Origin of the sequence: Odoribacter sp. N15.MGS-14 (assembly GCF_000980245.1) — a bacterium.
GTDB lineage: Bacteria > Bacteroidota > Bacteroidia > Bacteroidales > Marinifilaceae > Odoribacter > Odoribacter splanchnicus.
Genome location: NZ_LARE01000067.1, coordinates 1 through 14,714, shown reverse-complemented (window position 1 = coordinate 14,714; position 14,714 = coordinate 1). Strand labels below are relative to the sequence as shown.

Genomic DNA, 14,714 nt, shown 5'->3' with positions numbered 1-14,714 from the left:
CCTGGTATTTTTATCCGGAATCGAATCGGTCCAAAAATATTGCACATCGAAATTCAACTTATTATTTACACTTATATAATAAGGAGATACATCCGGATTCGAAGAAGTCCGGTATTGATACTGGGCTAACTTCATAGAATCCAGCCACAAATAGGGAGCCTGATCCGCCGAACAGATTTTAAAATTTTCCAACGGTTCCCCTTTTCCCAACGAATCGGTAAAATGGTAGATCTCCCGTAAATCGGGCGTTCGGTAAGCATAAAAAGTACTCCACAAAGCAGGCGGAGTATTCAACTTCACCCCATGCTCTTCGAAAGTCAGATCCACTCCTACCCGTGCACCATAAGTACCGGTAGGCTCATGGCAGATGATCACAGCCGAATCGGCAGTGATCCATTTCTCTTCGAAAGCTTTACCGACCTCCACCCCCAAATCATCGATATCGCTATTAAACACAAGCCGGTATCTCGTCTTCGGCGGATTGTTATGCTCGGTCAATACCAAAGAAACCGTATCTCCCCCCCACTCCATACAACGGCGTGTACCGGGAGGATAAATCCGGAAAGATACCCTCAGATCCCGGTTCATCATCATCTTATGATAAATCATATCCGGTACACCGGAAATATCGCTATCCGGTTTGTATAAATTGATTTTTAATTCATAAATACCTGCAGAAGTGTAAGTATGACCGTCCACCTGCAAGGCCTGATCCTCACGGATGATATGAGTCCGGGTATCTTCAACTCCATCCCCCCAGTCCAATGTGAAACGATCGTATGGAAAATCCACCGGCTTGACCGGAAATATCAAAGTAGGGCGGTAAGTCGTATTCGCATATTCATCGTACTCCGGATTCACATACCAAGTGGTATCGTCTTTCCATAACAAATCCACTTCGCGTTGTCCGAAACAGGAGATATGCAGGAACAACAGTCCTCCTAATATACTCAGATATTTATACCACATACACACATCGTTACAGGGCCACACTCACCCTGATATAAGATTTTACAAAAATACAGGTTTTTTACAAAAAATATGACAAACAACGAACTAATTTCAGAATAAAATGGCGTCGTATCGATTTTTATCGGCCGATTATAAAAAAAATTACATTTATCGCATATCTTTGTGACTGATAATTTTAAACGAATAAAATGACATGTTACCCAAATTTCTTATTGCGGACAACTCACAGGAAGCACTTGATTTAGTCTACGTTGTTCATACCGAAAAACCACGTTGTATCATTCAATGTGATCTGGACGGATTTTACAGTAATCAAAAAATTTACTGGATCGACGAAGAACCACTGTCTCAAGATGATATCGATTCTCTGATGGAAGAAGCTGAAGATTTCTATGAAACCGAACTGGACAATCAGGAAGAGGTATATGACGAAGAGGAAGATAATTAATCCGACTTACAGCTTTGTAAGCTTTAATCACTAAATTATGAACTACACGAAAGAAGATCTGAAAGTTTTCAAACACAGAGATATTAAACCGGAACAGATAGACCGGCAATTAGCCAATTTCGAAAAAGGATTCGACTATGTCGATTTGTCCGAACCAGCCACCATCGGTAATGGGATTATCCGGATCGAGGCTGAAGATGAAGAACGTTTGAACGCAAATTTCGATAAAGCACGTCAGGAATGTGAACTGCTGAAAATGGTCCCGGCTTCCGGATCGGCCACCCGGATGTTCAAAGATCTGTTTACTTTTATGGATACCTATACAGGTACAGAAGAAGAATTCCTGGAATTCGTGCAGGATAAAGGGGCGGGTACAATGCACGATTTCTTTTTGAAACTGAACGAACTTCCTTTCTATAACCGTTTGTCTGCCGCTCTGTGGAATGATGGAAAAGACATCGACAAGATGATCGACAAACGGCAATTTAACGAAATTCTTAGCTATATCCTTACCGACAAAGGACTGAACTATGGGAACACACCCAAAGGATTGGTCGATTTTCATATCTACCGGGATTTTGTCAGAACGGCTTTCGACGAACATATCGTTGAAGGAGGGATGTATTGCAACAATGGAAAAATAGCCCGCTTGCATTTCACCGTTTCGGAAGAGTATATGAATCTCTTTAAAGAACGGTTGAAGAAGGTGACCAAAGTATTCGAGAAGATGTTCAACATCAAATACGAAGTGACCTTTTCGATTCAGAAACCTTCCACCGATACGGTCAGCCTCACTGACAAGGGCGAGTTACTGAGAGACAGCGAAGGGAAGCTGGTATTCCGTCCGGGAGGACACGGTGCCCTGATCTATAACCTGGATGAACTGAAAGCCGATATTATTTTTATCAAAAATATCGATAACGTTATCCCCGACCGGGCCAAGGGAGATACGATCAAATATAAAAGACTGCTGGCCGGTACACTGGTGGAATTACAAGAAAAGATTTTCAGCTACCTGAGTATGCTGGATAAAAAACCGACAGAAGAACAACTCCGGGAGATTGAAGCCTTTATGGGACAAATCGGTTATAAAGAAGCGGAAGGCAAGACTTATAAAGACCAGAAAGAGCGCATCAAACATCTGCATCAATTGCTGGATCGTCCGATCCGGGTATGTGGGATGGTAAAAAATGAAGGTGAACCGGGCGGAGGACCGTTCTGGGTGAAAATGAAAGACGGCAGTTCACGCCTGATGATCGTCGAATCGGCTCAGATCAATCTGAAAGATAAAGAACAAAAAAAAGTGTTCGATCATTCTACTCATTTCAATCCGGTCGATCTGGTATGCGGTGTAAAAAACTATAAAGGCAAGAAGTTCGATCTCGAAAAATTCATTGCCCCCGAACAAGGTTTTATTACCCACAAATCATATAAAGGGAAAGAAATTAAAGTACAGGAACTCCCGGGGCTTTGGAATGGAGCTATGGCGAACTGGATTACGGTATTCGTCGAGGTTCCCCTGACAACTTTCACCCCGGTGAAGACTGTTTTTGATCTATTCCGTTTTGAGCATAGAAACGTATTGAAAAAATAAATCCCGCTTGGGATTTATTTTTTTATAAAATTCGAAAAGTGAACAGAAAAATATGGGAAAACAAAAGAATTATTTATTGTTGGTACTGAAAGGCTGTGCCATGGGTGCAGCAGATGTGGTTCCGGGTGTTTCCGGCGGTACGATCGCCTTCATTACGGGGATTTATGAAGAATTGATCGATTCGATCAAAAGTATAGACCTCCAAGCTTTAAAATTGTTGCTCAGCCTGAAGTTTGCAGACTTTTGGAAAAAGATCAACGGGTCATTCCTACTCGGAGTGGTCGGTGGTATCGCCATCTCTATCTTCTCTCTGGCCAAACTCATGACCTGGTTACTGGAACATCATCCCATCTATATCTGGTCGTTTTTCTTCGGTTTGATCGTCGCTTCGTCGGTACTGGTAGCCAAAGAAATCAAACACTGGCATATCGGTACGGTGATCTCACTGATTGCAGGAGGCTGTATCGCCTATGTCATTACCGTGATGTCGCCGGCCGAGACTCCCAATACGTGGTGGTTTATCATTTTATCCGGCGCCATAGCCATTTGTGCCATGATTTTACCGGGCATATCCGGGGCATTCATTTTACTACTGATGGGGAAATACTCCTATATCCTCGGAGCTGTCAGCAGCCTGAACATCGGGGTGATGTTGTTATTCATCGTCGGAGCGGTTGCCGGTATCATCAGTTTTTCCCATTTGTTATCCTGGCTTCTAAAAAAACATCACACAGCGACTGTCGCTACCCTAACGGGATTCATGGTAGGGTCTCTGAATAAAGTATGGCCCTGGAAAGAAACTCTGGAAACCTATACCGACTCACACGGAGTGGTAAGACCTTTGGTGGAAGCGAATGTATCTCCGCATTATTTTCAGGAACTGACGCAATCCGATCCGCTCTTAGTGGAAGCGATCGTGATGTGTATCGTGGGTTTTGTGCTTATTTATGGCATAGAGTTCATCGGAAAGAAAATGCAAAAGCAACAGTAATCATGCAAATATACGGAATCATCGGATACCCTTTGGGGCATTCCTGCTCGCCCCGCTATTTTAACGAGAAATTCCAAAAAGAAAATATCGCTGCTGAATATCGGAGCTTCGAAATGCCCGACATCCGGCAGCTTTCGACACTATTACAACAAACGCCCGACCTTTGTGGTTTTAATGTCACGATCCCTCACAAACAAAATATCCTTCCCTTTTTGGACGAGATCAGTGAAGAAGCCCGGGTTATCGGTGCCGTCAATTGCGTCAAGGTGAGCCATCCGAACGGGCACCCCTATCTGGTGGGATATAATACGGATATGTATGGTTTTCGGAAAGCTTTGCTGGAATTTATTCCCGCAGCTATTTCCAAAGCACTGATTCTGGGGAATGGCGGAGCTGCCAAAGCCGTGCGTTACGCCCTGCACTCTCTGAATATGGAAGTATCGACCGTATCCCGTACTCCCCGCCAGGCAGACGAGATCGGCTATACAGCGTTACCGGACTTAATAACCGGCTATCCGCTGATCGTAAATACTACCCCTTTGGGCACCTGGCCCGATACATCGGAGTTTCCTCCCCTTCCCTACGAGCTCCTCACTGCCGGACATTATCTTTTCGACCTGGTCTATAATCCCGAAACAACCACTTTCATGCAAAAGGGAAGAGCAGCCGGAGCTCATGCCTGCAACGGTTATGCGATGTGGCTGGGACAGGCGGAAAAAAATTGGGAGATATGGAAAAAAAAGTAAAAAGGCTAACAACCAGAGGGTAAAGGCTAAAAGTAAAAAAATACCTGAAAAATACGTTGGAGCTTTCTTTTTTTAAAGAATATTTCTATCTTCGCAAACGTTTTACATGATATGCGTTTAGCGATATGTACCGTCCTTTTGAATATTATTTCGTTTTAGCTTATATCATGGGTACCTTGAAATTCCACTGGGGACTCTGATTCCGGGGCAGTTATTGCCTTCACTTTCGAATTATTCAACATTTTATTTCCGAGACGTCTCCGACGTTTGTGTTATTGTAATATCATATAATCTATAAAATCAGACAAAATTATGCAAAAACAGCTATTATTAGGTGTCGAAGCAATAGCTCAGGGAGCCATTGACAGCGGAATTTCAGGCGTATATGCCTATCCCGGTACTCCTTCGACAGAAATCACCGAATATATTCAGAATTCTAAAGAGGCTATCGCCCGTAATGTACACCGGGCATGGGCAGCCAACGAAAAGACGGCCATGGAATCGGCTTTAGGCATGTCTTACGCCGGCAAAAGAGCCTTGGTATGTATGAAACACGTCGGTATGAATGTGGCAGCCGACTGCTTCATGAATGCAGCTATTACCGGAGCTAACGGTGGACTGGTAGTTACCGCAGCCGACGATCCTTCGATGCATTCCTCTCAAAATGAGCAGGATTCCCGGGTATATGGTAAATTTGCCTTTGTACCGGTACTCGAACCTTCGAACCAGCAAGAAGCTTACGAAATGACCCGTTACGGTTTCGCTCTCTCCGAAACGGTAGGTTCTCCCGTATTGATGCGGATTACCACCCGTCTGGCCCACTCCCGTGCCGGAGTCGAAACGCACGATAGTCTGCCGGAAAATCATTTGCACTTGCCGGAGGATAAACGCCAGTTCGTACTGCTCCCGGCTATCGCCCGTAAACGCTATAAACTCTTACTTGAGAAACAAGCGGATTTTGTAAAAGCATCCGAACAATCTCCCTTCAATCAATATATCGACGGTAGTGATAAATCACTCGGAATCATCGCTTGCGGAATTACCTACAATTATCTGTTGGAAAATTTTGACGGTGGCTGTATCTATCCGGTAGTAAAAGTCAGCCAATATCCGTTACCCCGTAAAATGATCAAACGTCTATTGCGCGAGTGTAAACAGATTCTGGTACTCGAAGAAGGTTATCCCGTTGTAGAAGAAATGCTGAAAGGGTACCCCGGCAAAGACAACATCATGGGACGCCTGGACGGCACCCTGCCCCGGGATGGCGAATTAAATCCGGACTTAGTAGGCAAAGCCCTTTGTTTCAATACCAAAGAAGGAGCCCCTGTACCTGAGATCGTCGCTCCCCGTCCACCTGCACTCTGTACGGGTTGCAGCCATCGCGATGTCTATAAAGCCCTCAACGAAGTCATCGCGACCTATGGCGAAGGACGGGTATTTTCAGATATCGGCTGTTATACTTTAGGTGCACTTCCTCCTTTCCAGTCCATCAACTCTTGTGTCGACATGGGAGCTTCTATCACGATGGCCAAAGGAGCCTGTGACGCCGGATTATTCCCAACGGTAGCGGTTATCGGCGACTCGACTTTCACCCATTCCGGTATGACCGGTTTATTGGATGCCGTCAACGAAAAAACGCCGATCACAGTAATCATCTCCGACAACGAATCGATTTCTATGACCGGAGGTCAGGAATCCTCGGCCCTGGGAAAAATAGAATCGATCTGCCAGGGTATCGGAGTAGAACCCGAACACATCCGGGTATTGCTGCCGGTACCCAAGAACCATGAGGAACTGTGCCGAATTATCCGGGAAGAACTGGAATACAAAGGAGTATCGGTCATCATCCCCCGGAGAGTATGCATCCAGAAAGCAGCCAGGGACAATAAGAAAAAATAGAATAAGTAATAAGCTACAGGCTAAAGGCTAAAAAGTTAAAGGTAAAAAATTATGAAAACAGATATTATATTAGCAGGCGTAGGAGGGCAGGGTATTTTGTCTATCGCAGCGGCTTTGGGCTCGGCTGCACTGACTAACAATCTATACATGAAACAAGCCGAGACTCACGGTATGAGCCAGCGAGGCGGTGATGTACAATCTTTCATGCGTATTTCAGACCGCCCGATCTATTCGGACCTGATCGCCAAAGGACGTGCCGACATCATCTTATCCGTAGAGCCGATGGAAGCTCTTCGTTACCTCCCCTATCTACGGGAAGGCGGATTTGTGGTGACCAACTCCACACCTTTTATCAATATCCCCAACTACCCCGAAGTAGAAAAAGTGATGAGTACACTCAAAAGCCTTCCCCATCAGGTGATTATAGATGCCGATACCATTGCTAAAGAATCTGCCGGTAACGTCAGAGCCAGCAATTTCGTCATGTTGGGAGCAGCTTCTCCCTTCATCGAAATTCCGTTCGAATACCTGGAAGAAGGCATCCGTGCCATCTTCAGCCGCAAAGGCGCTGAAATCGTAGAGATGAACCTCAAAGCCCTACGTGCGGGCCGCGAATTCGCTCAGAATTACAAGTAACGGACGAAACGGTAAAAGCGGCTAAAACGGGAACAACGGCAAAAATGCCTCCTTCCTCCCTGCCGCTTTTACCGTTCCCCTTTTTCTTTTCCACAGCTTCCACCGTTTCATCCCTTCACTTCCTACTTTTTTCACTTTTTACCTTTTACTTTTCACCTTTTACCTTTATTGTATTATCTTTGCTCACCAAATAGTTACAAGTTTCCGGTACTGCCGGAAGTGATCGGAATCGCTTCAAAGTGTTTGGAAAACCTGTACTAAACGGTGTAATTCAGCAAATATTAATCTTAAAATCCTTTCGACTTTTTCAATCGTTTGAAGGGATGATAACTTAAATAATGTAACATGAAAGGACTGAAAATTGTTGTTCTTGCGAAGCAGGTTCCCGATACCAGAAATGTGGGAAAAGATGCTATGAAAGCGGATGGAACTGTAAACAGAGCAGCCTTACCTGCTATTTTTAACCCTGAAGATTTAAATGCCCTGGAACAGGCATTACGGATAAAAGATAAAATTGAAGGGACTACAGTGCACATTCTGACGATGGGCCCCGGCCGTGCTGCAGAAATCATACGTGAAGCCATGTACAGAGGCGCAGATGGCGGATATTTGTTATCCGACCGTGCTTTTGCCGGTTCCGATACCCTGGCCACTTCTTATGCGTTAGCTTGTGCGCTCCGGAACTTGCAGACCGACCTGCTGATCTGCGGCCGTCAGGCTATCGACGGAGATACGGCTCAAGTGGGGCCTCAGGTAGCTGAAAAGCTGGGGCTGCCACAAGTCACTTATGCAGAAGATATTCTGAATATTACAGCCGGCAAGATCACGATCAAACGTCGTCTCGAAAGAGGTATAGAAGTGGTAGAATGTCCGGTGCCCTGCGTCGTGACCGTTAACGGTTCTGCTGCCCCCTGCCGCCCCCGTAACGCACGCTATGTGATGAAATATAAATACGCCCGGGCTACCCAGGAAATGCAGGATGCCGATGAAGATTACCTCAACCTGCTCCAGGAACGTCCTTACTTGAAAATTACCGAATGGAGTGTCAACGACATCACTTGCGAAGCCCAGGAACTGGGATTGAGCGGTTCTCCGACGAAAGTGAAAAACATTGAAAGCGTCGTATTTCAGGCCAAAGAAGCCAAAGTACTCGAGCCTAGCGACACAGCCATCGATGAAATGATGAAAGAACTGATCGTTAACCATACCGTGGGGTAAGGTAAAAAGTAAAAGGTAAAAAAGTAAAAAGTAAAAGGCGAAAGGCTATAAGCTTAAGCTATAAAAGCTAAATATTTATGAACAGTGTATTTGTATATTGCGAAATAGAAGAGGGTATTATTGCAGATGTAAGCCTCGAGCTACTGACCAAAGGACGTACCCTTGCCACTGAATTAGGCGTAAAACTCGAAGCTATCGTATTGGGTAGCGACCTCAAAGGAGTTGAAAAACAAGTCTTCCCTTATGGAGTAGACGTACTTTGGCTGGGCGATGACAAACGTCTGGCTCCTTACACCACTCTCCCTCATACCTCCATTTTAGTCAACCTGTTTAAACAGGAAAAACCTCAGATCGCTTTTATGGGAGCTTCCAGTATCGGCCGTGACCTGGGTCCCCGGGTATCTTCAGCCCTGCACAGCGGTCTGACAGCCGACTGTACCAGTCTGGAAATCGGAGATTATGAAGACAAGAAAAACAATAAAATATATCACAACCTGTTATACCAAATCCGTCCGGCTTTCGGCGGAAACATCGTTGCTACGATCGTAAATCCGGATTGCCGTCCTCAGATGGCTACCGTCCGCGAAGGAGTGATGAAAAAAGAAATCTTCAATGCGAACCACCAGGGAGAAATCAAAATGATCGATGTGAATCAGTTCACCACTCCGGAAGATTTCGTCATCCATGTGATCGAACGTCACATGGAAAAATCCAAAGTGAACCTGAAAGCAGCTCCGATCATTGTTGCCGGAGGCTATGGTGTCGGTTCGAAAGAAAACTTCCAGTTACTGCATGAACTGGCTACCGTTCTAGGCGGAGAAGTCGGAGCTTCGCGTGCTGCCGTCGATGCCGGTTTTTGCGAACACGAGCGTCAGATCGGCCAAACGGGTACCACCGTACGTCCTAAACTGTACATCGCTTGCGGTATTTCAGGCCAGATCCAGCATACTGCAGGAATGGAAGAGTCTGCCATGGTGATTGCGATCAATACCGATAGCAACGCCCCGATCAATAAATTTGCTGATTATGTCATCACCGGCGACCTGAATGTCGTTATCCCGAAGATGATCCAGTATTACAAGAAAAACAGCAAATAAAACCTAAAATCAAAACATTATGGCTAATTTTTATACAGATAATGAAGATATAAAATTCCACCTCGGCCACCCGCTGATGGAAAAGATCGTTGCCCTGAAAGAGCGCAATTACACGGAAGCCCAGCAATATGACAACGCACCGCGCGACTTCGAAGATGCTTTCGACAACTATGATAAAGTATTGGAAATTGTCGGAGAAATTTGCGGGGATGTCGTAGCTGTGAATGCCGAATCGGTAGATGCCGAAGGCCCGCAGGTGGTCGACGGTCATGTAAAATATGCCGCCGGTACCCAACAAAACATCGATGTGATCAACCAAGCCGGCTTGAACGGTATTTCTCTCCCGAGAAAATACAACGGGTTGAATTTCCCGATCACCCCGTTTATCATGGCCGCCGAGATCGTTGCCCGGGCCGATGCCGGATTGCAGAACATCTGGGGATTACAGGATTGTGCCGAAACGATCAACGAATTTGCCAGTGACGAACAAAAAGCCAAATACCTGCCCCGCGTATGTGCCGGCGAGACCTGTGCGATGGACCTGACCGAACCGGATGCCGGTTCCGACTTACAGGCCGTACAGCTGAAGGCTACCTATAACGAAGCCGACGGACAATGGTATCTGAATGGGGTAAAACGTTTCATCACCAACGGGGACGGACATATTTCCTTAGTACTGGCCCGTTCGGAAGCCGGAACGAACGACGGACGCGGACTTTCCATGTTCATCTATGACCGCAACAGCAATGCCGTTACCGTACGTCGTATCGAAAATAAATTAGGGATCAAAGGTTCTCCGACCTGTGAGCTGGTATTCAAAAATGCTCCGGCCGAACTGGTAGGCGAACGTAAAATGGGATTGATCAAATACGTGATGGCACTGATGAACGCAGCCCGTCTGGGTATCGGCGCCCAATCGGTCGGTATTGCCGAAGCCGCTTATCGCGAAGGATTGAAATACGCTCAGGAAAGGAAACAGTTCGGTAAGGCCATTATCGAGTTCCCGGCTATTTACGAAATGCTTTCCAATATGGAAGCCAAGTTGCATGGTATCCGCTCTGTACTTTATGAAACAGCCCGTTTTGTAGATATGTACAAGACCTATTACCATATCTCCAAAGAAAGAGCCCTGGACAAAGACGAACGCAACGAGATGAAGGAATATCAGAAATTAGCCGACATCTATACTCCGCTACAGAAGCTTTTCGCCAGTGAATATGCCAATGAAATCACTTACGATGCCTTGCAGATCCACGGTGGCTCAGGATTTATGAAAGACTATCCTATCCAGCGTTACGTGCGGGATGCCCGAATCACCAATATTTACGAAGGTACTTCCCAGTTGCAGGTAGTAGCTGCCATCCGTGGCATCACCACCGGACAATATGCAAAACATATCCGCGAAGTATACGAGAAAATGGAGATCGCTCCGGAACACGAATACCTGCGCGAAACCCTGAAATGCATGACCGGTAAACTCGAAGCCGCAACAGCCAAAGTAGCTGAAGCCGGCAGTACCGAATATACCGACTTCCATGCCCGCCGTCTGGTGGAAATGGCCGGTTATACCATTATCGGTTACCTGTTGCTGCAGGATGCACAGAAATGCGATAAGTATGTGAAGTCTGCCGAAATTTTCATCAATTACGGTAAAGCCAAAGTAGCTGCCCACGATGAAATGATCAACAGCTTCAATCCGGACAAACTGGGAATCTATAAAAAAAATTAAAGCTAGTGATCAGATAAATTAAAAACGTCCTTTCGGGGACGTTTTTTTATTCTAAAGCATCGGGTATTTGTAGATTTCGACAAACTCCAATCCGGCATTATATACTCCAACATAAATCATACGCTGTTTTTCATCCGGGATGATAAAATCTGCAAAATTATCCAATTGGTATACCTTTTCCAATTCTCCTCGCCAGTTCATCACCACAATCTTAGCAGGATATTTCCGAAGTTCTTCTTCAATTTTATGTCCATCCCAAACCAAGTAACACCGATTCCGGGTAGCATAAGTCCGATAAAAAGTTACTGTCGTATGTTCATCCACCCGAATTTGTGTATTTATCTCTTCTTTGATCCAATCCAAAGCATAGGTCACCTTCAAATTTCCATCCAAATCATAACAGTTGATCAGATTCATATATTTAAACGGAACGATAATCGAATTGTCCTTTTCAGAAACTAGTACATGATGGCAATAAGCGTCTTTACGTCCCTTTTCATAAAAATAATAAGGAACATAATCCGTATTTTTTATCTCTCCGTTATTTCGGTTACAAAAAGAAAAAAGTCCCTCGTCCTTTTCGATAAAAGTTCCGATAAAAGCAGAATCTATCTTATTGAAGTTATACATAAAATTCAGGTTTCTATATAAATGTTCCGAATTTACGCATTTCGTTATATCCTGGTTTTCTACCAAAGCATGTAAATCTATTTTTGTCAACCGACCGACAGGGATGTCGTAAATGATCAATGAATCATAAGCAAACGAATTGGAAAGGAAAAGAGGATAATAAAACTCACAAACACCCCGGCCTTTATCCCCAAAACGAAAAACTTCCTGACCCGAAATTGCACTGAAAAGATAAAACAAAGTATCTGTACAGTTTTCTTTCAGCACTAAAAAAGAATCTACCAATACACCGGTTTCATAACACCGGGGCAGAATGGTTTCAACCTTTTCACCGGTCAGATGAATCACCGGAGGCATCTTCAATTCAGTGATCTGATTCTTTTTGCCACAAGCCATCGAAAGCAGGATAAAAAATAGAGAAAGATATTTTTTCATCATACACCTATTAAATTATGACAGAGACAAGAATAAACACTTTTACAATATTTAATTAAAATGAATAAAAATTATTATTTTCCCAATAACTAGTCTGAATACAAATCCAGATTAGTTCATAAATCAAATAATAATTATATTATTTTGCAAATAATAAAATATTCTATAATATACTATTATCTATTTCAGTTAAGACACTGTAATTATACTTTACCTAAAAATTATCTATAAAATAAAAGTATATCGTTTTCCGGGGCTGTTTGGAGAATACCATTCATTCTATAACAGCCCCGTTTGTTTATCCAAGTCCAAATCCAAATTTTTCGTTAAACTTCTGCAACCGATTTCGCTTTACAGTTAAAATCACTACTTTTAACACCGTTTTATACCGAGGTCGTTCGATTTCGGGTGATTTCAAATGAGGGTGGATATAAATTTAACATCAATTATAGCAAAACATGAACCTGATCAAAATTATCTGTACAGGGTTTCTAGCCCTTGTTTTTTCCGGGCTGTCAGCTCAGGAAAATCCGCTATGGATGCGTTATCCGGCGATTTCTCCCGACGGAAAAACCATCGCATTCTGTTACAAAGGAGACATCTTTCTGGTAAGCAGTGAAGGTGGTAGAGCTACCCAGCTGACCACCCATCCGGCTTATGACAGCCGGCCTGTTTGGTCACCGGACGGCAAAACCATCGCTTTCACTTCTGCCCGGGACGAAGGATTGAACCTATATACCGTTCCGGTAAGCGGCGGCACCCCTACCCGCCTGACCTATTATTCAGGCAGCGAAATCCCCGTATGTTTCACTCCCGACGGTAAAGAAATCCTCTATCGTTCCAATGTCATGCCCGATGCAGAATACGGCCAATTCCCCAGTGGAGGGCAGGTGTACAAGATCAGTGTCGATGGAGGACGGCCGGAACAATTTCTGACGTTCGACGCCTTCGACATCAATTTCAACAAAAAAGGCGATAAAATCATTTATCACGATTATAAAGGATATGAAGACAACTGGCGGAAACACCACAAATCTTCCGTATGCCGGGATATCTGGATTCACGACTTGAAAAGCGGGGAATTTACCAACCTAACGAACAAACAGGTGGAAGACCGCAACCCGGTATTCGCCGATAACGACGAAAACATCTATTTCCTGAGTGAACGTTTCGGGGATTTCAATGTATGCAAAATGTCCCTGAAAAATCCTTCGGACATCAAACAAATCACCAAACACAGCAAACATCCGGTCCGCTTCCTGAGCAGCTCTGAAGACGGCTTGTTGTGTTACTTTTTCAACGGAGAGATCTACACCCTGCAACCCGGAAAACAACCGAAAAAATTAGCGGTTGATATCATCGCCGACAATACCGAATCCCCTATTGCTAAAATGAATTGGAACCGGGGAGCTTCCGAGATGGCTCTGTCACCCGACGGCAAAGAATTCGCTTTCATTGTTCGCGGAGATGTATATGTAGCTAACGCCGAATACGGTACGACGAAAAGAATCACCAATACGGCCACTCAGGAACGTTCAGTCGAATTTTCACCGGACGGCCGTTCTTTGGTATATGCCGGTGAACGGAACGGTCACTGGAATATCTATGTCGCCCGGATCAAAGACAAAGACGATAAATCTTTCGCTTATGCCAAAGAAATCGAAGAAGAGCAGATCACCAAGGGTACCAATGCTTGTTTCCAACCCTCTTTCTCTCCGGATGGTAAAGAAATCGCTTACCTCGAAAACCGGACCGAAATCAAGGTAATCAATCTGAAAAGCAAAAAATCGAGAACGGTACTTCCGGCTAAATACAACTATTCCTATCAAGACGGCGACCAATGGTATCAATGGTCTCCCGACGGTCGGTGGATCCTGGCTAAATATTTCGAACACGGCGGCTGGCAGCATAACGATATCGCTCTTGTAAAAGCCGACGGCAGCGGAGAAATCCACAACCTGACCAACAGTGGATATAGCGATCAGAATCCCAAATGGATGATGAACGGAAAAGCCATCATTTGGTCGACCGACCGTCAAGGTATGCGTAGCCACGGTAGTTGGGGAGCTCAATACGACATCTATGCCTTATTCCTGGATCCGGAAGCCTGGGATGAATTCAGAATGAACAAAGAAGAACTGGCTCTTCATAAAGAAATAAAAGAGTTACAGAAAAGGAAAGAAGCCGAAGAAAAAGCCAAAGCTGAAAAGAAACAGGAAAAGAAAGGTGACAAAGCAGATAAAGCCGGAATCAGTTGGAAAGACTTAACAAATCTGGTCTTGGCGTTGACATACCATACCTTACCTGTATGATTATAAA

11 protein-coding genes and 1 pseudogene are annotated in these 14,714 nt (G+C 44.6%); 10 read left to right on the top strand and 2 right to left on the bottom strand.

From position 1 onward, the window contains the following. On the bottom strand, positions 1-969 hold a 969-nt coding region (locus WS34_RS12210; protein WP_046405108.1), incomplete at its 3' end, for a hypothetical protein. A gap of 196 nt (positions 970-1,165) precedes the next feature. Here WS34_RS12210 and WS34_RS12205 point away from each other — a divergent pair. From WS34_RS12205 to WS34_RS12165, 9 genes are all read left to right on the top strand, one after another. Beyond that, positions 1,166-1,420: a DUF8828 family protein gene (locus WS34_RS12205; RefSeq protein WP_013612349.1), complete on the top strand. Its 255-nt coding sequence runs from the start codon at positions 1,166-1,168 to the stop codon at positions 1,418-1,420. Between the two features lie 37 nt (positions 1,421-1,457). Further along, positions 1,458-3,014: a DUF4301 family protein gene (locus tag WS34_RS12200; RefSeq protein WP_046405106.1), complete on the top strand. Its 1,557-nt coding sequence runs from the start codon at positions 1,458-1,460 to the stop codon at positions 3,012-3,014. Positions 3,015-3,066: 52 nt separating this feature from the next. Then, positions 3,067-4,005 (top strand): polyprenyl-phosphate transporter, encoded by a 939-nt coding sequence (locus tag WS34_RS12195; protein WP_046405105.1) that lies wholly within the window; start codon positions 3,067-3,069, stop codon positions 4,003-4,005. Between the two features lie 2 nt (positions 4,006-4,007). Beyond that, positions 4,008-4,751 (top strand): shikimate dehydrogenase family protein, encoded by a 744-nt coding sequence (locus WS34_RS12190; protein ID WP_046405103.1) that lies wholly within the window; start codon positions 4,008-4,010, stop codon positions 4,749-4,751. A gap of 312 nt (positions 4,752-5,063) precedes the next feature. Beyond that, a complete protein-coding gene (locus tag WS34_RS12185; RefSeq protein ID WP_013612353.1) occupies positions 5,064-6,650 on the top strand; it encodes a thiamine pyrophosphate-dependent enzyme in 1,587 nt (528 codons plus the stop codon). 51 nt (positions 6,651-6,701) lie between these two features. Then, on the top strand, positions 6,702-7,286 hold the full coding sequence (locus WS34_RS12180) for an indolepyruvate oxidoreductase subunit beta (RefSeq protein ID WP_013612354.1): 585 nt from the start codon (positions 6,702-6,704) through the stop codon (positions 7,284-7,286). A 345-nt stretch (positions 7,287-7,631) separates the two neighbouring features. Beyond that, complete coding sequence (locus WS34_RS12175) at positions 7,632-8,504, top strand: electron transfer flavoprotein subunit beta/FixA family protein (protein WP_046405102.1); 873 nt, start codon at positions 7,632-7,634, stop codon at positions 8,502-8,504. Between the two features lie 77 nt (positions 8,505-8,581). After that, a complete protein-coding gene (locus WS34_RS12170; RefSeq protein WP_013612356.1) occupies positions 8,582-9,601 on the top strand; it encodes an electron transfer flavoprotein subunit alpha/FixB family protein in 1,020 nt (339 codons plus the stop codon). A 19-nt stretch (positions 9,602-9,620) separates the two neighbouring features. Further along, entirely contained in the window at positions 9,621-11,330 is a 1,710-nt protein-coding gene (locus WS34_RS12165; protein WP_046405101.1) for an acyl-CoA dehydrogenase family protein, read from the top strand. Positions 11,331-11,381: 51 nt separating this feature from the next. Here the strand turns inward: WS34_RS12165 and WS34_RS12160 are convergent, their stop codons facing one another. Continuing rightward, a complete protein-coding gene (locus WS34_RS12160) occupies positions 11,382-12,398 on the bottom strand; it encodes a hypothetical protein (protein ID WP_286693755.1) in 1,017 nt (338 codons plus the stop codon). A gap of 455 nt (positions 12,399-12,853) precedes the next feature. Here WS34_RS12160 and WS34_RS15915 point away from each other — a divergent pair. Continuing rightward, a pseudogene (locus WS34_RS15915) lies at positions 12,854-13,714 on the top strand (S41 family peptidase); the annotation flags it as partial. Positions 13,715-14,714: the final 1,000 nt, after the last annotated feature.